We start from the raw sequence: 22,957 nt of genomic DNA, 5'->3' as shown, positions 1-22,957 counted from the left end.
CGCCCTCAGAACGCGACGCCAAGCGTCAGGTAAGGCCGGATGCTCCGGTTTTGTATGCCGTATCCCACGTCGACGTTCAGCGGTCCGACGGGGCTGCGCCAGCGTGCGCCTATGCCAACCCCCTGGTAAAAACGCCGCTCGTCCCAGGTATCGCTTGCCGTGCCGACATCGTAAAACACGGCCGCGCCCCAATCGTGCGAGAACCAATGTTGATACTCGACGCCGCCGGTGATCAGGTATTTCGTCGGCAGCACACTCCCTGCCACATCGTTACCGATGCTGTCGTATCCATAACCCCGTACCGAGGTGGCGCCACCGGTGCGAAACAGCAGCGTTGCCGGAATCCGATAGGAAGGCGCATTGGAAAATACCCCGCCCAACTCCGCCCGAAACAGCAACAGATCACGCCTTCCGAGTGGGACATACTGGCGCCCATGCGCGTACAGGCGCAGGAACGTGGCGTCGGACAGCGCCCCCTTGACCGCGAAACCCGCCTCGGCGCCGATCAGGTTACCGCTTCGCGGGAACATTGGATCATCGACGTTGCGCCGCGCCCAGGCCCACGCGGGCAACAGCGCCCGACTGACCGTGGGCGGACCGGAATTCTGCTCCAACCGATCCTGGTAGTAGAGCAACGAATAGGAATAGTCATAAAACTGCAGCGACCGGGTCCGCTGGAAACCCGTGCGCAAGCTGTAGATCACCGTCCCTTCCGTATCAGTACGGGTATAGGACGCAAGCGCGCTGTTGGTGTACCCCTTACTGTCCGGCGGCATCGACAATTGAACCGAGCCGTATTGGCTCTTTTGCTCCAGGCGCCCCGTGATCGTGAACACATACGCCCGGTTGAAGACGTTGTTATAGGAATAGGCGCCCTCCACGCGCGCCCCCCGGTCCGTTGTATAACCAACGCCGGCACGCACGCTATGGAACTGGTATTCATTCAGACTGACCGACACCGGCGCCGCGGCGGCTTGCGCCGGATCTGCGGCGACATCCACGGCCACGCTGGCGTAATACGGCGTGTTCTGAATCTGACGCTGTAGCGTCTGGATGCGCGTGGCATCGTAGATTTCACCTTCGTGCAGCGGATTCACGTGGTCGACGATGAATTCCGGATAGCGTTTGACGCCGTTCACCTTGATCGGGCCAAGATGGAAGGTCGGCCCGCTGCCGTACTCCACGTTCAACACCGCCGTATGAGTCCGCGGATCGATCTTCGCTTCGGAATGCACGATGCGTGCGCCGAGGTACCGCTTGGCCTGCAGCACCGTCAACGAAGCCTTTTTGGCATCGTCCCACGACGATTGGGAAAACGGATCGCCCGGTTTCAGGGGCCATGCCACCCGGGCGGCCAACGCACGATCAGGCGCCTCCGTCTGCACCGCTCCAGTGAATGACAGGTTTACCTCGGATACGGTGGTCTGCGGTCCCGGCGCCACGCGCAAGGTGACCGACGACTTGCCGTCGTCGGTGCGCAAGTCCGTCGAGATGACCGGCGTGAAGTAACCCCGCGTCTGCACCAGCTCACGAGCCTGCTGCGGCGCGGCGGTGACCAGGAAACGCAGTTGCTCGGCGTCAATGTCCTTGCGCTTTGAAAATCGCGATAAGTTGAGATTTTGTTTCAGCAGTTTTTTCAACGAATGCGGGGCAACGATGTCAACGTCGTAGTTTGCCCAGGCAGCCGGAGCGTAAGCGAAACAGAGGGCCAGCAACCTGATATGGACTCCCCTCACGCCCGACCGCGCCCCCGCGTCAGACGCGCGACCGCTCGGCCTGATCCGTCGCCAGACGCACGCTGCCCAGCCAGACGGCGCCAGGCGCACGGGCAATGGCCACATGGCCGCGGTGATCCACTGTCGTCGCCCCCCCAAACACACCCTCCGTTGCTGCATTGCTGCGTCATTGCCACGCCCCCGACAACGGCAGCGCATCTCACTCGCGATTATTTGACCACAAACCGGACACCACTGTCGCCCTTCACGACGTGTCCAACCAGCATATTCGGAGCGGCCGACAGCGGCAACCGGCCGGGCAATCAATGCACAGCGCGCATTTCCCGCCAGCGTAAGGCGATAATGCCCGCGCTTAGGCTAAAATACGGTCATACTCGGGTGTCACGAAAGCCCCGGCGTTTTGCCGCCCCGGGCCGCCGCGCCCGCCACTCAGGCCTGCATCCTGTATCGACCATGTACAAGTCCGAAGTCACAGAATTCCTCAACGAATTGAAGGCAACCCATCCCGAACTCGACAAGGAGCAGCAAACCGGCCGCGCCTTGTTGTGGGACAAGAAGCCGATCGATCTGGCGCAACGCGCCGCTGATACACATGCGCGCGTGAAGCAGACGCCGTACGTGTACTACCAGAACATCTGACATGACGGCATCGATCCCACCGGACCTGGTGTCCGGTGGACCGGTCGCGCCCGGCAGCAGCAGCCGACCATCGCAGGATAGGGATGCCGCGGCAGCGGGTCCGCTGGCGGTAGCGCCTGGCGCGACCGACTCCACTCCCGACGTGATCGACGGCGTGGCCTTCGCGCGCCTGTACGGCGAGCCGTTGTTCAAACTGCCTCAGGATCTGTACATCCCGCCGCAAGCCCTCGAAGTGTTTTTGGAAAGCTTCGAAGGACCGCTGGATCTATTGTTGTACCTGATTCGCAAGCAGAACCTGAACGTGCTCGACATTCCGATGGCCGACGTGACGCGGCAGTACCTCGGATATGTTGATGAAATCCGCAAACATAACCTCGAATTGGCGTCGGACTATCTGCTGATGGCCGCCATGTTGATCGAGATCAAATCGCGCATGCTGCTTCCGGTGAAGAAGGCCGACAGCAATGAAGAAGTAGCCGATCCCAGAGCGGAATTGGTACGCCGCCTGCTGGAATACGAGCAAATGAAGCTGGCGGCGCACCAGCTGGATCAATTGCCACAGCACGGACGTGACTTCCGTCAGGCGCAGGTCTATGTCGAGGAAAGCCTGGTCACGCGCTGGCCGGACGTCGATGCCGACGACCTCGCAGCCGCATTTCGTGATCTGTTCCGGCGTGCACGCCTGGTCGCTCACCACAAGATCACACGGGAAGCCCTATCGGTTCGCGAGCATATGAGTTTGATGCTGCGCAAGCTGCAAGATCGCCAGTTCATGGAATTTACCGAGCTGTTCGATATTCAGGAAGGCGTGCCGGTGGTGGTGGTCAATTTCATCGCCATGTTGGAATTGACTCGGGAATCGTTGTTACAAGTGACACAAGCCGCACCGTACGCCCCGATTTACGTACGCTTGGCCTACGCGCCGAGCTAATCGCCCCCCTTCGAAACCCGTCTCTGATACCGGCGCGAGTCGGTGGTGCGCCTGATCGCCTGTCTAGTTTGGCTGAATGCACTACAATCGCGCGATACGTCAAACCGGCGTTTCCGTGTTTTGGTGTGTTGTACCACACTGACAAGGCTGAAAAGACACCATTGACCGCGATGTCGCCGCAGGCATCGCGCCGGACGCTAGGAGACCGTGCCGCACCATGAAAGTCATTAGTTCGATTCACGAATTGCGCGACCATTTGCGCGGACAGACGCGCATTGCCTTCGTGCCGACGATGGGCAATCTGCATGAAGGTCATCTGACGCTAATGCGTCAGGCACGCCAGCATGGGGACCCCGTGGTCGCCAGTATTTTCGTGAACCGGCTGCAATTTGGCCCGAACGAGGATTTCGACCGCTATCCGCGTACGTTGCAGGAAGACATCGAGAAGCTGCAAAGCGAGAACGTCTACGTGTTGTTTGCCCCCACCGAGTCGGACCTGTATCCAGAGCCGCAGGAATATCGCGTGCATCCGCCGTCGGATCTCGGCGGCATTCTCGAAGGCGAGTTCCGTCCGGGCTTCTTTGCCGGCGTCTGCACGGTCGTGATGAAGCTGTTCAGTTGCGTCAATCCCCGTGTGGCGGTGTTCGGCAAGAAGGATTACCAGCAACTGATGATCGTACGCAAGCTCGCACAGCAGTTCGCGCTGCCCACCGATATCATCGCGGCGGAGACGGTACGCGACACCGACGGTCTGGCGCTGTCGTCACGCAACCGCTTCCTGAGCGCGGCGGACCGCGCCGAGGCACCGCGCCTGTACGCGTTGCTCTCCGAAATACGCGCCAGCGTGCGGGCGGGCGAGCAAGACCTGGGGGCGCTCGAGGCAAAGGCACGCACGGCGTTGCAAGGCACCGGTTGGCAGCCGGACTACATCGCCATCCGACGCCGTGCGGACTTGAGGGCCCCGCAGACCGATGACATTGCACATGCGGCAACGGCCGAATCCCTGGTGGTGCTCGCGGCCGCGAAATTGGGCGGCACCCGTTTAATCGACAATCTGGAAATCTGAACCAACATGTTTCGTACAATGTTGAAGTCGAAGATCCACCGTGCCACCGTCACGCAGTGCGAGCTGCATTACGAAGGGTCGTGCGCGATCGATGAAGACTTGCTGGAAGCATCCAATATCGCCGAAAACGAGCAGATCGACATCTGGAACATCAATAATGGCGAACGTTTCACGACGTATGCCATCCGTGGCGAACGCGGTAGCGGCATGATCTCGCTGAATGGATCGGCGGCGCGGCGCGCGGAAATTGGCGACCTGGTGATCATCGCCGCGTTTGCCATGATCCATGAGAAAGACGTCCAAGCCGGCGTCACACCGCATCTGGTGTTTGTCGACGCGGACAACAAGATCAAGGAGACGCGCGGTCACGTGCCGCTCCAATCGGCGCCCGGTTGATCAACGGTGATCTGCCGGCCGTCTTTGGATCGACATCGCGTTTTTGCACCAATCACGGGCCTTCCCCGATCCATCGAGGCATTTTGGGCGTGATCAGGCGCTTTTAGCGCGTACCCAGTCGATGATCGACGTCCACTGCGCGACGTCCTTCTCGACGCGGCTGGGCGCGACGTCCCAAATAGACCGGCCATGTGCCGCGATCTGCACGTAATTCTGCGTGTCGCGCAAATCTCCCAGCACCGTGATGCCCAGGCCCTTTACAAAGCGATGCAACTCGTCGGCGGCCTTTGTGCGCTGGTCCACGCGCATGCCGACGATGCCGATCTGCGTGTGACGCCGTTTCAGCGTCTTATCCTCCGCCAGCGTCTGCAGAAAAGCCTGCGTCGCGAAGATATCGAAAATCGACGCCTGGAGCGGCACGATCAATTTGTCGGCAATGCTTGCCACCTGATGCAGAACTGGGCCGCTTAGACCCGCGGGCGTATCGAGTACCGCAAATTCGATGCCTTTCGGAGGGCGGGCCGGCGCGTCGACATCCAGCTCCCACCGTTCGATGGCAGGCAGCATGGGAGAGCGTATGTCGAGCCAGCCGTGAGACGAGCGTTGCGGATCTATATCCCCCAAGGCCGTCCACTCGCCGTTTGCCGCAAAATGGCCCGCCAAATTTGTTGCCAACGTACTTTTGCCTGCTCCGCCCTTAGGATTCACGACCGCAATGACCGACATGACGTCTCCCGTAGTCCGAACGAAACCCTATTATCGTTGAAGTGGACAGTCGTGTGCATGGTCGTCCCGTGCAATCGAGGGTAATGGCTAATGGGCGTGTCCCGTCGCCTGCCTGGAGCAGAAAACGTGAGAGGGACGCCGATCCCCTGGTTCGCCCCAGAAACGGCGGCTCCCCACCCGTGAGTGAGGGGAAACAGGACGCCTCGGATACCCCCGGTGCCCCATCCGACAGAACAATTCGAAACAACCTGCAACCGTGTTTCGGTATGGTCCGTGTTCCGGGTTAAAATGCCCGGAATTCTGAGGACCCGCTCACCATGTTGAACGAACTCGATTCACTATCCGAGAAAATTACGCGACTTCTGCGTCTGGTCGATTCCAATCGCCAGACGCTAGGAGACCGTGAGACACAGTTAAACCGCATGCGCGTCGAACGCGATGAGGCCCTGACCGCCAATCATGCGTTGCGCGCCGAGCGCGACGCCCTGCGACAGGAACGGGACACGTTGCTCGCCAAGATCGAGGATGCGCAGGTCAAATTAAACGCCATCCTCGAAAAGCTGCCGCCCCCCCGAGACCGGAACGCGGCGCAGCAGGATGGTGCCGACGCGCGAGCGGACGGCAACACGCACCATCACGACGCGGCAGGCGCCGAGGTAATGGCCGAACAAGAGCCGCATGTGGAGGGAGAATCCTATGGCCGCTAAGCAGATCGAAGTCAAGATCCTGGGGCAAAGCTACCGGCTTGCCTGTTCACCTGAAACGGAGCCCATCTTGCGTGCCGCCGTTGCACGGGTCGACTCGGAAATGCACAAAGTGCGTGAAAACAGCGCCATCCGCGGCACGGACCGATTGGCCGTGATGGCCGCTCTAAGCATCGCGTCCGAGCTGATGAATCTGCAAGAAAGCGTGCGACACGGCGAAGCGTTTCCCGCGGAGCAGATCCGTGCGGCGTTGGAACGGATGAACACCGACATCGATAATGCCGTGTCCCGCGCGGCAATGCAATAACGTAACGGCGGCCTGCACCCGGACATCGAAAATATATTCGCGATCGGCCCTTGCGGCATCGCCGATCAGCGCCTATCTTCATACGAGATGCGGGACATTGACAGGCAAGCACGGCACGTTGCGCTGCCGATGTATGCCTGCAACGGATCGGCACAATGGCCTGAAGTCAGGGGCTCAGCATGCATCGAACGTTCGCTTATGGCACAATGAATTTGTCGATCCATACTGTGGTCGCGATAAATTTACGTACTTTGGACGCTAAAAGTGTGTTCTGTGACGATGTAGCATCGGTTTGAAGAAATCGTCGATATAGGCTGCACGGAGGTTGACAAACGACGATGAAAAGCGGTTAATGAATGAAACGCAGAGGAACAGCAACAGTGCTCATCTGCGTGGCAACACAGATTTTACGGTTTCCCTGCCTGGTTCGCGATGGTCATAAATTCCTTGAACCAATGCTTACTCAGCACAGGTCGCGGGACATTGAAATGCGGGCGTGAGCGTCACTCTGTCTGACGAACCCGAAGCGTTTCTTACTGCGGCCGATCTTGAACTCCGGTTCAGGATGCCGGCCAAGCGGCTAAGGCGGGGATCTTATTGGCGATATCGATCGATTATCGATATCGCGCTCTGGTGGCGGCATGAGCGTTGGCTCATGCCGCTTTTTGTTTTTTAGCAATTAATACGTAGTCCTTACTTTTTCCGCGTAAAACCCGAAGGTCGATTTGCACGAGGCGGTTTATCATGGACCATCCATACAGGAGACGACAATCCATGATCGCATCGCGTTCCCCCATCAGACCACAGGCGCCGGCAGCCACGTCGGCTGCACTGTCCGTTCCTGTCTACAAGGCGATGGATACCGTCAGCGCGTCCCGCATCGCCACGGCGCTGTGTGCAATGGCTGGTATCGGCGCGATAAGTATCGCACTGCTCGCGGCGCCGCGGATTGCACATGCTCAGTCAACCCTGCAATCGCCACCGTCGGGGGTACTACAACTTGACGCCTCGGCCAGTAACGACGTGCCCGCCGATGAAATCCGCATCACTTTGTTCTCGGAACGACAGGGCAATGACTCCGCCACCGTTGCACGGCAGTTGAATCAGCAAACGCAGGCAGCGCTTGACAAGTCAAGGTCGCAGTCATCCGTCAAGGTCAGCACCGGCTCGTTTTCCATTTCCCCATCGACTGATCGTGACGGCAAAATTGTCGCCTGGCGGGGACGAAGCGAATTGATATTGGAATCCCAAGACTTTGCCGCGGCATCAAAGCTCGCGGGTGATCTCGGTGACCAGATGCAGGTTGCAGATGTGTCGTTCTCTTTGTCGCGCACCAAGCGGCAGCAAGCCGAATCCCGACTGACGGACGTCGCCATCGCTGCATTCCGGCAAAAGGCCGAGGCGGCCGCTAAGGCCTTCGGCTATCACGGGTTCTCGATCCGCGAGGTGCAACTGGGGCATAGTGGCAACATCCGCCAACCGCGTATCGCCATGATGTCGATGGCGGCAGCGCCGATGGCAAAGATGAGTGCGGTACCGGTGGAGGCAGGGACGACCACGGTGACAGTGGACGTCAACGGGAGTGTTCAGATGGTGCCCTGAGCGCTGCGCGGTGAAACGCCAGGCCCTTGACCAGCAGCGCCCATTCCACAATGGTCACGTCAGCCGATGCGGTGGAGCATCGCGCTCCCCGCTGCCCGCTTAAACGGACTGACCCGCAGGAAGGGGCTTATTTCGTTTGAAAGCCCAGATGATCATGCCGATACCGAACAAGATCATCGGGATGGACAACCACTGCCCCATGGACAGACCAAGTGCCAGCAATCCGAGGAAATCATCCGGTTGGCGCGTGAACTCGACCAGGCACCGTGCAATGCCATAACCGACGATGAACACGCCAGTCACCGCGCCCATGGGGCGCGGCTTGCGTGAGAACAGCCACATGACGGCAAACAGGATAAAGCCTTCCAGCGCCATTTCGTACAATTCGGAGGGATGACGCGGCAGCAAGCCGTGGATCGGATAGACCGCGTTCAGCCCTTTCGCTGCCGCCTCGGCCGCGTGGGTCATCATCCATTGACGATCTTCCCCCGCTGCCTGCGGGAACATCATGCCCCATGGCAAGGACGGGCTTGTCACCCGCCCCCATAGCTCACCGTTGATGAAATTGCCGAAACGCCCCGCCGCAATGCCAAGTGGCACGGCCGGCGCCAAATAATCGGTCACTTGCAGCAGCGGGCGCTTCCGGCTCCGGCTGAACAACCACATGGCCAGGGCAACGCCAAGGAACCCACCGTGGAATGACATGCCGCCCTCCCACACCCGAAAAATCGCGGCGGGGTTCGCGAAATAATAATCAGCCTTGTAGAACAAGATATAGCCGATCCGGCCGCCGAGGATCACTCCCAACACTGCATAGAACAGCAGATCGTCGATGTCGCGCTTATCCCATCCCTGGGACGCTATTTGCGGCTGCTTCAGACGAAGCCGCAACACGACCACGCCGAGGACGAACGCCAGCAAGTACATCAGGCCATACCAGCGGATTGCCAACGGCCCGAGCTGGATCGCGATTGGATTGAAATCAGGATGAAGCAGCATAGCAGCCTTCGTCAGGGTAAGAATCGTGTCCGGGGTGGCATCGATGAGATGGATGGCTCGGCAAGCGCCGCCTTATTGCTGACGTTCAGCCGACAACACCTTGCAATTGTCCGCTTTTGACGCAATTTCGACGGAATCACATCCCGGGCACCTGATAATAGCCCGTTATGATGTCATAAAACCCTCATCCAGGGCGGTCGAACGCATGCGGCACGTTCCCCGTCGGCGATCCGGCGGGGTATCCGCGACCGGGAACACGCGAAAGGACATCGCGCTATCCAAGCGCGACAGACAAGACATGCAGACGCCAGGGCCGAGGGGCAATGAGCGGTCGATATCGATCGCGCGTAAATGCTCGTCCAATGGATGCGCGAAAAATTGCACTGGACTATGGGTTGACCAGTGATTACTCTGGCGCGCTGCAGCCGTTCATTCGTAACGCCGCAGCGCTGGCGCTGGCTTAAAGGCGGCATGGCCCGGGGTACGACGTGGCAATATGATCGCGATTCGGCCCTCCGTGCCGATCGCGGCAACCGGGCGGTCGGCATTTGGGTAATACGGGGCCATCTGCATCCCAACGCTGTCGACGCATTCATCGAACGCGCCATCACCATGCCTGACGAGGATGCGGGCTTGCAAGGCGGGCAATCGGAACCACTTATGTCATCAAAGAAGAAGAAAGCCAAGAAAGCGAAGGATCGAAAGCACGACGTCAAGGCCCCGTCCACACGCAGTGGCAAGAAGAAGGTGACCGGTGACGCCGTATCGACGGTGCTGGCGTCAAATGCGCCGACCCGGATCGCCATGCCGGCGCAGCCTTCCGTTCCGCGCCGGACTTCGCGCGCCACAGCGTCCAAGAAGCCAGCGACCTACCCCGCCGACATGCCACCGGCCATAGAAAGCGACAGTGCGTTGGCATCATCACCGTCGCGTCGTGCCGCCGTGCTGGTGCTCGCGACCGGTGGGACCATCGCCAGCAGCGCCGCATCGGCCACCGAAACCGCCAGCTACACGGTTGGCGTGGGCATCGACACGCTGCTGGAAACCATTCCGGAGCTGGCAGACGGGGCGAACGTCAGCTATGAGCAATTCGCCAATGTGTCCAGCAAGGACCTCGGCGATGCGCAGTTGACGCAGCTCGTGCAACGGATTGATGGCGCATTGGCCGATCCGGAGCTGGACGGCGTGGTCATCACGCATGGCACGGACACGCTAGAGGAGACGGCCTTCTTGCTTGCATTGACGGTGCGATCACCAAAACCGGTGGTATTGGTGGGCGCCATGCGTCCTGCTACAGCGGTCAGCGCCGACGGACCAATGAACCTGCTGCAGGGCGTATCATTGGCTGCCAGTCCTCACGCCGCAGGACGAGGACCGATGATCGTGCTGGCCGACCGCATTGGCTCGGCGTTCTATACGACCAAGCGGCACGCGAACCAGACCGACGCCTTCGATGGTGGCGAGGCGGGGTATCTCGGCTACTTTATCGGCCTGCGCCCTCACTTCTTCTTTGAAGCGGCGCGGCCGGCCGGTCTGGTGACCTTTAACCTCGACGCATTGCCGCCACTGCCGCGCGTTGACATTCTCTATGGCCATCAAGGCATGAGCACCGATCTTATCGATGCGGCTGTCCAAGGCGGCGCGGCTGGCTTGGTGATTGCCTGCGTGGGGAACGGCTCGCTGCCAAACACCTGGAAGCCGCGCGTAGCGGCATTGATCGATGCCGGCGTGCCGGTGGTACGCACCACACGAACCGGCGGCGGACATGTAACGCCGCATGCGGAAGGGCTACCCGCCGGACGGTTGAACCCGCAAAAAGCGCGGGTATTGCTGCGGTTGCTGCTAGCGGCCGATGTGCCTACGCAGCAGATCGCGGCAGCGCTGCTGGGGTGATGGGGTAGCAAAAGTGCCGCTTTGCATCGGCAGCGCAACCTCGTACAGCGACTTGAAGACGGTACTGGACCGCTGTGCTGCCCGCCTTTTGACGCCATCAAAACCTTGATCGGGCTTTCACAGAAGTCTCAGGCAGTGCCGTGGCTGAACATGCCTACTCTTGCGAAGCAACGACGTTTTTCGCCAGTTGAAAAACGTCCTCTAGCATCAACAGTTCGAGTGCGCCCTTCTCGATTACCACCGGCTGCGATTTGTCTTGCGCGAGGCGAACAAAGTGATCCCAAAAAGAAGCGGGAACCGTCGGAGCGTTGTTTACGGTGATGGGTGCGGCGGTCGAGGCAGTCACTAATCGTTACCTCCTTCAGTCCCCGGGAAAGCATCAGGGTAAAAGTCCTTGTAGACGTTCTTTATCTGCTCATCACGCATGCCCAGAACCTGCACCAGCACCGCGCTGAACATGCACGGGACAACGGCCAGGATAATGAGCAGGCCCAGGACCGCCATGGCGTAGCTCACGCCTAACACCCCTGAAAACGCGCCACCAACCAAGGTCCCAAACGGAATGACCATCCCGGAGATGAAAGACGTCGCCGAACCAATCCGGTTTCTGTAATGGTCTGGTGTGGCCAGCATCCGCACGGTGGACGTATTGACTGTGACCATGACCAGACCGATACCGCCGATGAACAGCAGCAGTACCGTCACGCTGGCGAACCACCGCGGCTCGGTGTGGAAGAAATCGCTAAAGATGCCGCAGGCAGACATGGTGAACCCCACCAGCAGGAATCCTCCGAACACCACGTTTGGTCGGCCCCGGCGATGGTTGGCGCACTTGACCAGTGACAGGCTACCCACCAGTAATCCCACTGCAAACGCCGCTTCAGTAACAGCAATCAACCATAAGTCTGACCTTGCCTCGAAACGACGTACAGCAGAAACGTTAGATAATCTGTTGAACGGAGGTCGAGATGGGCGAAAAGACTGTACCGAATCGTCGCTACACGGAGGAGTTCCGAACGCAAGCGGTAAGGCTGGCAAATTCTGTCGGGCATAACGAGGCGGCGCGTCGCCTTGGGGTACCGGTTGCGACGATCGGCAACTGGGCGCGTCAGCAGCAGCGTGCAGGGGCTGCGTCAGGGACTCGCATACCAACGCTGGCGAGTCGCGCCAAGCCAGGTGTATCGGAACTGGAAGCCGAGATCAGTCGGCTTGGCAAAGAGTTGGCGAGCGCGAAACTCGATGTGGAGATCCTCTCAAAAGCGACGGCATGCTTCGCGAAGGGGTCGCGGTGAAGTATGCATGGATCGACGCTAACCGCGACCAATACGATGTCAGCCGGCTATGTCGGGTGTTGAGCGTCTCGCGCAGCGGATACTGCCAATGGCGTGTGCGAGCGCCTAGTAAAAGCGCACGGCGACGTGCCGCGCTGGATGCGAAAATAGCGGCGCTACACGCGAGAAGTCGCGTCACCTACGGTCGCCCCAGGCTGGTGAAAGAACTGGCCGCAAGCGGCATAAAAACGAGTGCTGAGCGCGTGCGTAGAAGCCTTGTGCGTCAGGGGCGAAGGCCCGTGTACAAGAGAGCATGGAAAGTAACGACGGACTCGGCCCACCGGCTGCCCGTGGCACCTAATGTACTGGCACGCCGATTTGATGGTTGGGATATGAATCAGGCTTGGGCAACGGACATAACGTACCTGCCCACAAGCGAGGGCTGGTTATATCTGGCCGCTGTATTGGACTTGGGAAGTCGGAGGATAGTCGGCTGGTCGATGTCCGAGCATATCGACGCCGAGCTTGTTTGCAATGCGCTGCGTGCGGCATACTGGCAGCGTCGTCCCGGTGCGGGGCTGATTCTGCATTCCGATAGCGGGAGCCACTACGCAAGCTGGCGTTATCGGGAGTTAGCGCAACGATGTCGATGAGTCGGCGAGCAAACGCGTGGGACAATGCGGCGATGGAAAGCTTCTTCAAGACGTTAAAAGTGGAGCAAACGTCGCGACATCGATACGAAACACGGGGGCAAGCAAAGCTGGATGTAGTGGATTGGATTGAAGGCTTCTACAATCGTCAACGCATCCATTCGTCGATTGAATATTGCAGGCCGTGCGATTACGAGGCTATGCAAAAGGCAGCGTGAGTTGCTGTACGTGGAAACGAGGCATGGTCATATTCGTTGCTGGAAATTGCGTGGTCGGTTGGTTCGATAATAGCGAGCACGTGGCTTGCGGCCCGCCAGTCACGTTCTTCGACGTCAGTTTTTGTTGACCTCACGGTTCTTTTTGCAATGGCTGTATTGTTAGCTTTGGTTCCAGTTACAACAATGTTGGTGCTTTTGGCAGCGATACATTGGCTGTTAGGTATCGCCTTTTCCATCGTGCGAATGAGAGGAGAAGCGCGATTTCTAATGCTCGCGCCTCAGGCATCACTTGGCCATTCGCGCGGCACCGCGAATATGCTGACGCAAGGCGCGGCTCTTTTCGCGTTTTCGCTTCCGATAAGTTTAGGACAGCAGAGCTTGCCACTGTTGTATTACTGCGCGGCGGCGCTGATTGCCTCTGCGACGTTAGGAATAGGTCTTGTGTTCATAACGAGGTCTTGACAACGAAAGGCCGTAGCGCATTCAAAAACCAAGCGCCGTTCACAGCCAACCTCAACCCTGGGCGCCCGTCCGCAATTATCTACTTCTTCAATTAATGACCCGCTCTCCAACCGGGTGTAGCGTCGTGGCGTTCCGTCGACTGCGTCGCATCAGTGCTTGCGACTGCTTTCGCCGCCACGGCCATCTGATCGGAAGGCAGCGAGGCAATTTCAATTTTGCCCAATGAGATGATAATGGCAGCCAGCAATAGCGCGAGAGCAAATACGGCGAAGGTGATCCACGCACTCGAATTAAACGTCGCGATCGCACCAACGATCACAGGGCCGAGAATACCGCCGACGCGATTCAACCCCACGGCAACCCCCATCCCGGTGCCGCGGACTTCCGTGCGATAGCTCATGGCCTGATAGTTATTCAACACGGCCTGCGCACCGAAAATGAAGAACCCCGTGGCCGCCACCATTGGCAGGACAAAGCCGTGGCCCAACGCAAAACCTAGAGCACCCATTGACACCGCAGCCATCACATAGCCAATAATCATGGCGCGGATACGGCTTCCCAAGCGATCGGCAAGCCATCCCATGCCGATACCGCCGAACACGGAAGCGATCATCGTCAGCGTGCCGTAACCGAATGCGGAGTTCACCCCGGCGCCACTTGCAATCACCAGAGACGGGAGCCAGCCCGTTAGCCCATGGATACAAAAGAGACTCAGAAACCCCACGATCCAATGGACGATAGTATTGCGGCGATATAGCGGAGACAGCAAATCCGTAATCGAGCCAATCCGGCTAATAGGATTAATAACCGAGAACTCCGCATTGGCGTAAGAATCCTTACGATCCGGCCTCGCGATAGTCAGCCATTTACGCACGCGCTCTGGATTGTTGTGAAGCAGCAGATACTGAATCGACTCTGGCAGCCAAGCCGTTGCGGCGAGCGCGACCAGTGCCGACAATCCCCCGATATAATAAAGAGACTGCCAACCGAACCGATGCGTCAAGGTGATGCCGGCAATGCCTGCAAAAATGCCGCCAGCCGAAAAGCCAAACTGAAAAACCCACGTGGCATAGGTATTCGCTTGTTTGCGCGGCGCCCATTCATTGATGCACGTCAAGGCCAGCGGGGTAACCATCCCCAGCGCCGTGCCTAAAACGAGTCGCGCAATGGCAAACTCGATTGCACCGCTTACCATCGTGGCGAGTATAAGGCTTGCTACAGTAAGCAGCCACAGCGCCAGGATCATGATCTTGCGGCGACCAAATCGGTCCGAAAGCAGTCCTTGCAATACGGATCCGATCGATAAACCGGCAATGCCGCTCGATAACATGATGCCGATCAATGTCGCGGACGGATGCCATGTTTGGCGTACCAGCGGAATGACATACGCGGCATTGAAAAGATCATAGCCATCGAAAAACATGATGAAGGCTACAAGTATTGCAAACTTGTAGTGAAAGACACCTATGGGCGCTTGAGCAAGCTCTTCGCGCGCGTTGATTAAAGCCATTTGTCTCCTCCTCGGGAGCGGTTCCTCTCGCGGCGTCTGCGCGCCGCTCGTGAAAGGCTAACTACATAACGGATGACAGCGCTTCAAGCATGGGTACCAGTTCGTTCGGATGCTCGGCAACGCCATAAACGTAGTGGTCAGGGCGTACAATCGCCGCAGTGCAGGCATGCTTGGCAAACCAGTTTTCCAAGACACGATCCAGCTCAACGACGCGACGCGTTTCACCCTCCACCTCGACCGATACCTTTTCACGTTCCTTGCATACTTGCGCGATTCGAATATGCCTTTGCGAGAGCAACGTACGCAGTGACGCCGGCAATGGTTCATCGTTCGCAAGCACCACCCGCCATCCGTCCCCAATCACCGTGTCAAAAAGTGCCGTCTTGCCTTCGTGCCAAATACGCGGTTGCGGGAACAAGGTGCCGTTCGCCAAGTGATCCGTCGTTGATAGCAGGCCAGCTTGCAGCGGTGGCACGATTTCCTGACGCGTCACCGTCTTGATCACCCCTCCCGCTTCTTCCAGCAGCCTCGCATCCCTTAGGCGGGCTTTTTCAAGATCACGTTCGCAAATAACCTGCCCCAACGCCTTGATCCGCGAAGTGAGCGTTCGAACATGCGTACTGCGCTCGATCTGATAGGACTCCAGCAAGGTATCTCGTGCCTCGCCTCGAATGACCTGCTTGAGCTTCCAGCACAGGTTGACCACGTCCCGTACGCCCTGGCACATGCCCTGACCAATAAAGGGCGGCTGCTGATGCGCTGCATCACCGGCGATAAAGACATTGCCCTTACGCCATTCCTTCGCCACCAGCGCATGGAATCGGTAGCTGGCCGCACGCCACAGTACGCCGTCTTCAGGCGCCAGCCACCGGGATAGCAACTGCCACACCTGTGCCTCTTCCTGCATGTGTTTCGGATCCTCATCCTCTTGCAGCATGATCTCCCAACGACGATGACGACCCGGCCCGACGATGTACGTCGCAGGACGGCTCGGCTCACAGTATTGGACCGCCGTCGAAGGTAGTTTTGCCAGCCCCGATTCATTGACCATCATGTCGATGACAAGCCAGGGTTCGTCAAAGACCAGATCTTCGTAGCGAATGCCCAATTGATTCCGGACCGTGCTGGATGCGCCATCGCAACCGATCACGTACTCCGCCGTCACCGTGCGCTCGACCCCGGTATCGTCTCGTAAATGCGCGGTGATTTTTTCATGCGTTCGGCCACCGCTTGCTGTGCCAGGGCGAGTGCCAACGTCGTCGCCCGCGTGGTCAATGGCGGCATCCTGCCCGCGATCAAATTCGACCAGCCGAGTCCCCAGGGCGATCTCGACATTCGGCTTTTTCGCCGCATGCGCTCTCAACGCAGCTTCGACGGGCGGCTGCGTGAAGACCATCGTGGGGATATAACTTAATGGATAGGGCTCCGGAACTTGATGGATACGTTTGATCAATTGCCCATCAACGCCATAAAACTCCGACGGTGGAAAGACCGCGATATGCTCCGCGATCTCGTCCACAATGCCGATCTCCTGAAAAACACGCATGATTTCATGATCGACCGCAATGGCACGCGGTTTTTCATAAACCGTCCGGCTAGCGTCGATGCAAAGAATTCTCAGACCAGCCGCACCCAGCAGATTCGCCGCCACCGCGCCGGAAGGACCGAATCCGACAATCAAAACGTCATAATGGGCATTCATTTCTTTCACCGGGCCAGGCTTTCATCCTGCACATTGTTCTGCAGAAGGCCGATTCGTTCGACTTCGACTTCAACACGGTCTCCGTCCTTCATAAAGACCGGAGGTTTGCGAGCCCAGCCCACGCCTGCCGGCGTTCCCATGGCAATCACATCACCGGGTTCCAGTGTCAGACATTCGGTTAGCAGCTCGATTGTTTCCGCGACGCCCCAGATCATGTCGGACGTACTCGCGCGTTGCATCACTTCGCCATTCAACCTCAGTTCGACCGCGAGACCTTCCGCGCCAAGCGGCAGTTCATCCGCTGTCACCACATAGGGACCAAACGCTCCCGTGTTATCGAAATTCTTGCCAATCGTCCATTGCGATGTACGCTTTTGATAGTCACGCACCGATGCGTCATTGAAGCAGGCGTAACCGAAAACATGGCTTAACGCATCTTCGCGCTTGACATGACGCGCACGCTTGCCGATGACTACCATGACTTCGGCTTCGTAATCCAGCTTGTCGGAGACTTGCGGACGAATGATCGGATCGCCGTGCGCGATCAACGAGCTGGCGCCGCGGAAGAAGATCAGGGGATAAACCGGCTTATCGTTGCCGCCTTCCTTGGCGTGATCATAGAAATTATGACCCAGACACACCACCTTGCCTGGCGCCGGGATCGCGGGACCCAACTTCACTGAACCGTACGGCACGCGATGATCAGCGGCCGAGGCGACAGCGCGCTTCGCGGCAGCGACGAGGTCAACGCCAGCGAGCAATGCCTGGCGCAAATCGGCAGGCACTGTGCTATCGAACCGAGCAAGATCAATGACCTCATCACCGTCCAATACACCCAGACGGTATCCGTCGTTCGATTTGAATGTCAGCAGCTTCATGGTGCATTTCCCTCTTTTTCGCGATGCTCTTCAGTGATGGAACCTGGCCAACGCACGGCGGCAATTCACCAGGCGGTGCGCGTTATCGCGCGAAAAAAATCGTCTTTTGGGCTGTTTTCAAGCGGGCCGACGGCGGCTGTCCAATGCCCCATTGATCAATTCGCCCTGGCGGCCATGTCCAGTCGTCCGGGCCACCTGTCTTGTAGCTATCGTCAACCTGCTCGACCTCGGCGGTATATTCGATGACGAAATCAAACGGCCCCAGAAAATAGGCGAATGCGTTGTTACCCGGCCCGTGTCGCCCGACACCCCATTCGATGGGATAGCCGGCATCACGCATGCGTCCGCCGCCACGCATCACGGAATCCAGATCAGGCATCAGGAAGGCAATGTGATTCAGACTGTTCTCTTGCGAGTCGGCAAGCGCGATGCTGTGATGGTCCGTACTGCATCGCATGAACGCCATGATTCGCGTGCGATCAGATAGACGAAAACCCAATGCTTTCTCAAAAAACTGCTGCGCGACGGCGACGTTTTCGCTGTTGAGTACGACGTGCGTGATTTTGACGGGACGGTCTTTCACCGCATCGATATCGGTATGCCGGATATCGCCATACACGAAACGCAGGATGCGTCCTTGCGGATCGGCTGCCACGAGTTCGCGTCCCTTTTCCGGACCGGTTACGTCCGACGGACCCGCCAAGATCGTTCCGCCGGACTCGGGGATCGTTCGTGCCAGCTCCGACAACGCTTCCAACGACGCAACATTAAAAACGACCGCCCGTACTTCCGAACGTGGCGCACGATGCAGCGAGAGTATGTGATGTGCAGGGCCCGTACCACGGAGGTACACAACGTCGTCGGTCTGCGCAACGACATCCAGATGCCATGTCTCGGTATAGAAACGCGTGGCCGCCGATATATCCGGCACACCAATGTCAATACCGCGCAAGGCGGTAACAAACGGATAGGTCATATCTCGCTCCCAGCATGAAGACCAAGGAATATTTCAGCATTGCGATATAGAAGAAGATCGCGTAGATGCTGGTCGGCACTCGCGGCTTCAACCCGCGCACGCGGGTCGTTTTCGCGGAAAGCGAAGGGGTAGTCCGTGCCGATCATTAACTGCGTCGAACCAAACAGGTCGATCAAATGGCGCAACGTCGCATCGTCAAAAACAAGCGTGTCGTAAAAAAATTGGCGCGCCTGAACAGCAGGCGCCGTATGCATGCTGTCATTCAAGACTCCGAATACGCGATACGCCTGATCTAATCGCGGAAGAAGCGAGCCCAACGTTCCTCCGCCGTGGCTAAACGCGATGCGTAGTTTCGGAAATTTCGTCAATACATTGGTGCAGATAACCGATGCTGCCGCCAAGCCGACGTCGGTAGGATAGGCCAGGGCCTGCAGCAAAGGTTTAGGCCCGATCAATCGGTCTTGCCCGGTGGGTTTGAGCGCATGCACGAAAACCGCCGCACCCAACGCTTCCGCCGCTTCAAAAAAAGGCGCAAATCGCAAGTCGCCGATAGGTACGCCGTTCACATTACTTCCCACCTCTACACCCGCAAATACATTACTCCGCATGAGATGGGTCAGTTCGCGAATGGCCAGATCAACATCCTGCAACGGTATGGTGCCCAATCCGATCATGCGTCCGTCGCTTGCAGCCACCATGTCGCCGATCTGATCATTCAGATAGCGTGACAGGACCTGAGCGTCGTTTTTATCCATCCAGTAAGACAATAGCTCGGGCATGGGAGAAACGGCCTGAAGGCCAATACCCTGTGCGTCCATATCAAGACGCCGTTTCTCACCATCCCAGCAAAGGTCGGACACGGTCCGATAGACCTTCTCCTTGATCATGACGTGCCGATGACAGGCGTCCGCGGGCGCCATCGACGGCCAGTCAACGGGAATCTTTGTTCCGATATAAGCGGGGAAATCCGACGGCACGAAATGGGTGTGGATATCCACGCCGCCCATCGCACACCGACATTGGGCCGCTAGCGGGCGTCCTTGCATATCAATGCGCTCCGTCAAGGACTTCCGCCAGGGCAGTCAAGCAGATCTGCTCATCCTGGTCGCCTGTACCGCCACTGGCGCCTACCGCGCCGATAATCGCACCGTCGCCATCTTTAATGAGCACGGCACCGGTCTGCGGAATAAACTTCCCCTTGCCTGTCGCCATCAGCGCATTGAAGAAGCCTGGATTGTCTTTGGCGCGCCCCACCAGATCCCGCGTCGGCACGCTCATTGCAGCACTTGTCCAGGCCTTTCCAAGCGCAATGTCAACGCGGATCATCGTCGCGCCATCTTCCCTTTGAAGCGTCACCACATGACCGGCGGCGTCCACCACAACCACCGCCATGGGCGCAAACTTTTGCATGCGCGCGGCGGCAATGGCCGCGTCGGTAATCTTGCTTGCCAAGGTAAGCGTTAAAGCGGGCATGTCCTACTCCACGTTGCAATCGGTCTTGCATCTCTCAAGATATACAAAATTGTAGTTCATATGATTTTGTATATAAAATAGGGAAAACCCGTGTTTTGGCGCTATTCGCCCCTCTTCCCTGATAAGCTATACTTGTCCTTACGAAATTATTCGGATCGTTCTTGTTCCTCTCCAGGTCAGCCATGTCTTCTCCTTCTTTGCCGCAGCCTGCAGGTGCAGCGCAAGGCCAAACGACACCGTCTTTTGCTACCCTGGCAACCAATCTCTATGATCGGATGCGAGCCGATTTGCTCGACGGCAAATTGACGCCTGGCAGGAAGTTGGAAATAGAGAACCTCAGCGAGCAGTACCAATCAGGGCAGACGCCGATCCGGGAGGCGTTGAATCGCCTGACATCCGACGGCTTGGTGGAACGGCGTGACCGGAGGGGCTTTGTCGTGGCCGGTGTCAGCGCAGCCGATCTTCGAGAGATAACGAAAACGCGATGCTGGTTGGAAGAAATCGCGATCCGCGAAGGGTTTGCCGCGAACTCTCCAGAATGGGAGGAGCAAGTGGTATTGGCTTATCACCGATTGTCGAAGGTGGTACGGTCTCTTTCTGAAGTGGAATACCAGGAAAATCCCGAGTGGGAGCGGCTGCATCGTGCTTTTCATCGATGCCTGATCAGTGGTTGCGGATCGCGCTGGCTAATCAATTTCTGCGACCAGTTGGGCGATCAACTGTATCGTTATCGCCAGCTTGCCGTCCGGCGTGTCTATCCAAAACGGCACGAGCGGGAAGAACACAAAGCCATGCTCGATGCGCTCGTCGAAGGCGATGTGGATAGGGTCGTTGGATTGTTGAGGGCGCATTACGAAACCACTGCCGAGATCATTCTCGCGGACGCCGAACTTTTTCCCGGAGAAGGCGCGACCGTCTCCGATTAAGACCTCGGCAACTTCCATCCTCTTCCGTACTTTCCGCCTGGCTGCCTCGTAGCGCCGCCAAACACCTGTTGCACGGTTACCTTCATCACGTGGCATTTCCAGTGAAAGCCACCGCTCGCTTTCTCGATCGCGATGCCGGCCTCCAAAAGGCCGGACCGCACTTGCCTCGCGTGCGTCCACATATCAATCAAATGCGCGTATGCGCCTTGTTGCGAGCGCTTGCAGGCTTTGCATCGGATCGCCATGCCTTGCTCGTAAATGGCCGCGATGAACTCGCACCACGCAGGTTTACCCGCAGTGTGCGTTTCGCTACATTTTCCACTTTTTGTACAGGAATAATAGTTTCCTCCTATTTTGTATATCTTTAATTTTCATTACGCTCCGCAGACACTTCTATAAAAACCTGAGCTTCAGGCTCGACTGTGGGGACCATTGTGAAAAGATTGAAGTTAGCTGTAGCGCTGGCGGCGAGTGCCTGGGCATCGATGTCTTACGCGCAATCGAACGTCACCTTGTATGGCATCATCGACGCCGCCATCCAGGTGGGGCGTACTGGAGGAACAACCACAACGCGGCTGGATTCAAGTGGCGTCGCGCCATCTCGCTGGGGCTTGCAGGGCAGCGAAGATCTGGGAGGTGGCTTGTCCGCGGTCTTCCGGCTGGAAAATGGCTTTAATACCAATAACGGGACGATTGCCGGCAACGGTGCGGAATTCAATCGGGAAGCGTGGGTCGGCTTACGGGGGAAATTCGGTCAGGTGCAGTTGGGCAACAACTACACCCCGCTTTTCACTACCTACGTAAACTATTCGATGGGGGAGCTGAATACCCTTGGATGGGGTAATGCCACCAATAATTTTGCGTTTGTACCCTCTGCCAGAACTGCAAACTCGGTGCGCTTCGTTAGCGCACCGATTGGTGGGGCATTGGTGAGGTTGCTGTACGCGCGTGGCACAAATGGCACCGCCGGCCAACCGCCCTCGCTAGGCGATACCTTGTCTGCCGGCGTCAATTACGTACATGGCAATTTTTCAGCAGACGCGGACTATCTGCAGCAGCGCTTTGCACAAACCGCCGTTGTGACCCAGAACAGCCCGGTGGCAACCGGACGTTACTATCTTTTCGCGGCGTCTTACGACTGGGGACGCGTCAAGGCGGCCGCGCTGTATCAAATGCACCGCAATGCCACTGGCGTCACCGCGGCAGTCAATAGCACCTATGCAAATCCCAACCACGATTTCTACGAGGTTAATTTCCTTGTCCGAGATATAGCCCATGGGACGGTTTTGGTCAGCGTGGGACAGTATCGCCTGAGCGCTGGGAGTAGCGGTGATGCCTCATCCTATGCGGTGCGTTATGACTATCGTCTGTCGAGGCGAACCGGCCTATACGCAGGGGTTTCCGAAATTCGCAATCACAGTGCCGCTACGTTCTCTATGAATGACGCTTCCGGTGCAGGCATTCCCGTCAAGGCAGGTGGAAACTTGACCGCATTCATCGCGGGTATCGTGCATAAATTCTAAGCGTTATCCGGGGAGGTGCGTGCAATGCTGAACACGAACCTGCTTCGATGCTTTTTAGCGGTTTTGGAGCATCGCACAATGACCTCCGCGGCACTGGCGTTATGCATCACCCAGCCAGCACTATCAAAGAGTTTGAGTCGCCTCGAGAGCGAACTCGGTGTACCCCTTTTTTATCGCACTCCTGATGGGACGGTCCCGACACAGTTCGGTATCACGCTCGCCAATCGTGCGCGATTTATCGAACTGGAGTCACAACGTGCGCGCGCGGAACTAAAGTCACTACAAGAAGGGGGCGTTGGCTGGCAGACCATTGGGACCGGGCCACGCTAAATAGAAGGGAAGGCCCACCGGCTTTCGGCGTCGCCCTTT

At 58.0% G+C, this 22,957-nt stretch carries 22 protein-coding genes, 1 other RNA gene and 1 pseudogene; 13 read left to right on the top strand and 11 right to left on the bottom strand.

The annotated features are described in order from the left end of the window. Positions 1-5: 5 nt before the first annotated feature. Positions 6-1,841, bottom strand: coding sequence for an autotransporter assembly complex protein TamA (locus SJQ66_RS18860; RefSeq protein WP_024902712.1), 1,836 nt, complete (start codon positions 1,839-1,841; stop codon positions 6-8). A 348-nt stretch (positions 1,842-2,189) separates the two neighbouring features. Here SJQ66_RS18860 and SJQ66_RS18855 point away from each other — a divergent pair, with 348 nt between their 5' ends. From SJQ66_RS18855 to panD, 4 genes are all read left to right on the top strand, one after another. Beyond that, positions 2,190-2,375: a DUF3460 family protein gene (locus SJQ66_RS18855; protein ID WP_024902711.1), complete on the top strand. Its 186-nt coding sequence runs from the start codon at positions 2,190-2,192 to the stop codon at positions 2,373-2,375. A gap of 1 nt (position 2,376) precedes the next feature. Further along, positions 2,377-3,306: a segregation and condensation protein A gene (locus SJQ66_RS18850; protein WP_082102339.1), complete on the top strand. Its 930-nt coding sequence runs from the start codon at positions 2,377-2,379 to the stop codon at positions 3,304-3,306. 217 nt (positions 3,307-3,523) lie between these two features. After that, positions 3,524-4,372, top strand: coding sequence for a pantoate--beta-alanine ligase (panC, locus tag SJQ66_RS18845; RefSeq protein ID WP_320535156.1), 849 nt, complete (start codon positions 3,524-3,526; stop codon positions 4,370-4,372). Between the two features lie 6 nt (positions 4,373-4,378). Continuing rightward, positions 4,379-4,768: an aspartate 1-decarboxylase gene (gene panD, locus SJQ66_RS18840; protein WP_024902708.1), complete on the top strand. Its 390-nt coding sequence runs from the start codon at positions 4,379-4,381 to the stop codon at positions 4,766-4,768. A gap of 93 nt (positions 4,769-4,861) precedes the next feature. On the opposite strand, the gene SJQ66_RS18835 is transcribed toward panD, so the two are convergent. Further along, a complete protein-coding gene (locus tag SJQ66_RS18835) occupies positions 4,862-5,494 on the bottom strand; it encodes a ParA family protein (protein ID WP_024902707.1) in 633 nt (210 codons plus the stop codon). A gap of 317 nt (positions 5,495-5,811) precedes the next feature. Here SJQ66_RS18835 and SJQ66_RS18830 point away from each other — a divergent pair, with 317 nt between their 5' ends. The 4 genes from SJQ66_RS18830 to SJQ66_RS18815 all read left to right on the top strand — a co-directional run bounded on the left by SJQ66_RS18830 (position 5,812) and on the right by SJQ66_RS18815 (position 8,107). Further along, entirely contained in the window at positions 5,812-6,201 is a 390-nt protein-coding gene (locus tag SJQ66_RS18830; protein ID WP_024902706.1) for a hypothetical protein, read from the top strand. Further along, the gene (locus SJQ66_RS18825) at positions 6,191-6,505 is read left to right on the top strand and encodes a cell division protein ZapA (protein ID WP_024902705.1); all 315 of its coding nucleotides are present in this window, start codon (positions 6,191-6,193) and stop codon (positions 6,503-6,505) included. Before SJQ66_RS18830 ends, SJQ66_RS18825 begins: the two co-directional genes overlap by 11 nt. A 412-nt stretch (positions 6,506-6,917) precedes the next feature. Then, positions 6,918-7,101: non-coding RNA, 6S RNA (gene ssrS / locus SJQ66_RS18820), on the top strand. A 259-nt stretch (positions 7,102-7,360) separates the two neighbouring features. Beyond that, positions 7,361-8,107, top strand: a complete 747-nt coding sequence (locus SJQ66_RS18815; RefSeq protein ID WP_253463080.1) for an SIMPL domain-containing protein — start codon at positions 7,361-7,363, stop codon at positions 8,105-8,107. A gap of 99 nt (positions 8,108-8,206) precedes the next feature. Here SJQ66_RS18815 and lgt read toward each other — a convergent pair whose 3' ends face one another. Next, complete coding sequence (lgt, locus tag SJQ66_RS18810) at positions 8,207-9,106, bottom strand: prolipoprotein diacylglyceryl transferase (protein ID WP_024902703.1); 900 nt, start codon at positions 9,104-9,106, stop codon at positions 8,207-8,209. A 402-nt stretch (positions 9,107-9,508) separates the two neighbouring features. Here lgt and SJQ66_RS18805 point away from each other — a divergent pair, with 402 nt between their 5' ends. Beyond that, positions 9,509-10,999 (top strand): asparaginase, encoded by a 1,491-nt coding sequence (locus tag SJQ66_RS18805; protein WP_320535155.1) that lies wholly within the window; start codon positions 9,509-9,511, stop codon positions 10,997-10,999. 154 nt (positions 11,000-11,153) lie between these two features. On the opposite strand, the gene SJQ66_RS18800 is transcribed toward SJQ66_RS18805, so the two are convergent. Both SJQ66_RS18800 and SJQ66_RS18795 read right to left on the bottom strand, forming a co-directional pair. Then, complete coding sequence (locus SJQ66_RS18800) at positions 11,154-11,345, bottom strand: hypothetical protein (protein WP_024902701.1); 192 nt, start codon at positions 11,343-11,345, stop codon at positions 11,154-11,156. Then, a complete protein-coding gene (locus tag SJQ66_RS18795) occupies positions 11,345-11,896 on the bottom strand; it encodes an MFS transporter (RefSeq protein ID WP_157684958.1) in 552 nt (183 codons plus the stop codon). The genes SJQ66_RS18800 and SJQ66_RS18795 overlap by 1 nt, the downstream gene beginning before the upstream one ends. A 71-nt stretch (positions 11,897-11,967) precedes the next feature. On the opposite strand from SJQ66_RS18795, the pseudogene SJQ66_RS18790 reads away from it, so the two are divergent. Then, positions 11,968-13,138, top strand: a pseudogene (locus tag SJQ66_RS18790) (IS3 family transposase). Positions 13,139-13,691: 553 nt separating this feature from the next. Here the strand turns inward: SJQ66_RS18790 and SJQ66_RS18785 are convergent. The 6 genes from SJQ66_RS18785 to SJQ66_RS18760 form a co-directional block, all read right to left on the bottom strand. Then, complete coding sequence (locus SJQ66_RS18785) at positions 13,692-15,110, bottom strand: MFS transporter (RefSeq protein WP_253462781.1); 1,419 nt, start codon at positions 15,108-15,110, stop codon at positions 13,692-13,694. Between the two features lie 61 nt (positions 15,111-15,171). Next, entirely contained in the window at positions 15,172-16,812 is a 1,641-nt protein-coding gene (locus SJQ66_RS18780) for a bifunctional 3-(3-hydroxy-phenyl)propionate/3-hydroxycinnamic acid hydroxylase (RefSeq protein ID WP_320535154.1), read from the bottom strand. Between the two features lie 5 nt (positions 16,813-16,817). Further along, the gene (locus SJQ66_RS18775; RefSeq protein ID WP_024902693.1) at positions 16,818-17,690 is read right to left on the bottom strand and encodes a fumarylacetoacetate hydrolase family protein; all 873 of its coding nucleotides are present in this window, start codon (positions 17,688-17,690) and stop codon (positions 16,818-16,820) included. Positions 17,691-17,772: 82 nt separating this feature from the next. After that, on the bottom strand, positions 17,773-18,666 hold the full coding sequence (locus tag SJQ66_RS18770; RefSeq protein WP_046151842.1) for a VOC family protein: 894 nt from the start codon (positions 18,664-18,666) through the stop codon (positions 17,773-17,775). Beyond that, entirely contained in the window at positions 18,663-19,712 is a 1,050-nt protein-coding gene (locus SJQ66_RS18765) for an amidohydrolase family protein (protein WP_046151843.1), read from the bottom strand. The genes SJQ66_RS18770 and SJQ66_RS18765 overlap by 4 nt, the downstream gene beginning before the upstream one ends. Before the next feature lies 1 nt (position 19,713). Next, entirely contained in the window at positions 19,714-20,139 is a 426-nt protein-coding gene (locus SJQ66_RS18760; protein ID WP_024902690.1) for a GlcG/HbpS family heme-binding protein, read from the bottom strand. A gap of 182 nt (positions 20,140-20,321) precedes the next feature. On the opposite strand from SJQ66_RS18760, the gene SJQ66_RS18755 reads away from it, so the two are divergent. The 3 genes from SJQ66_RS18755 (at position 20,322) to SJQ66_RS18745 (ending at position 22,918) form a co-directional block, all read left to right on the top strand. Beyond that, positions 20,322-21,065 carry a GntR family transcriptional regulator gene (locus SJQ66_RS18755; RefSeq protein WP_036008655.1) on the top strand — a complete coding sequence of 248 codons (744 nt, stop codon included), beginning with the start codon at positions 20,322-20,324 and terminating at the stop codon, positions 21,063-21,065. A gap of 434 nt (positions 21,066-21,499) precedes the next feature. Next, positions 21,500-22,588 carry a porin gene (locus tag SJQ66_RS18750; RefSeq protein WP_236693325.1) on the top strand — a complete coding sequence of 363 codons (1,089 nt, stop codon included), beginning with the start codon at positions 21,500-21,502 and terminating at the stop codon, positions 22,586-22,588. A gap of 78 nt (positions 22,589-22,666) precedes the next feature. Then, positions 22,667-22,918 (top strand): LysR family transcriptional regulator, encoded by a 252-nt coding sequence (locus SJQ66_RS18745; RefSeq protein ID WP_236693326.1) that lies wholly within the window; start codon positions 22,667-22,669, stop codon positions 22,916-22,918. Positions 22,919-22,957 lie beyond the last annotated feature (39 nt).

Source organism: Robbsia andropogonis, assembly GCF_034047095.1.
Taxonomy (GTDB): Bacteria; Pseudomonadota; Gammaproteobacteria; order Burkholderiales; family Burkholderiaceae; genus Robbsia; species Robbsia andropogonis.
Note: the sequence above shows the minus strand (reverse complement) of the source record. Positions and strands in the feature narration are given on the sequence as shown.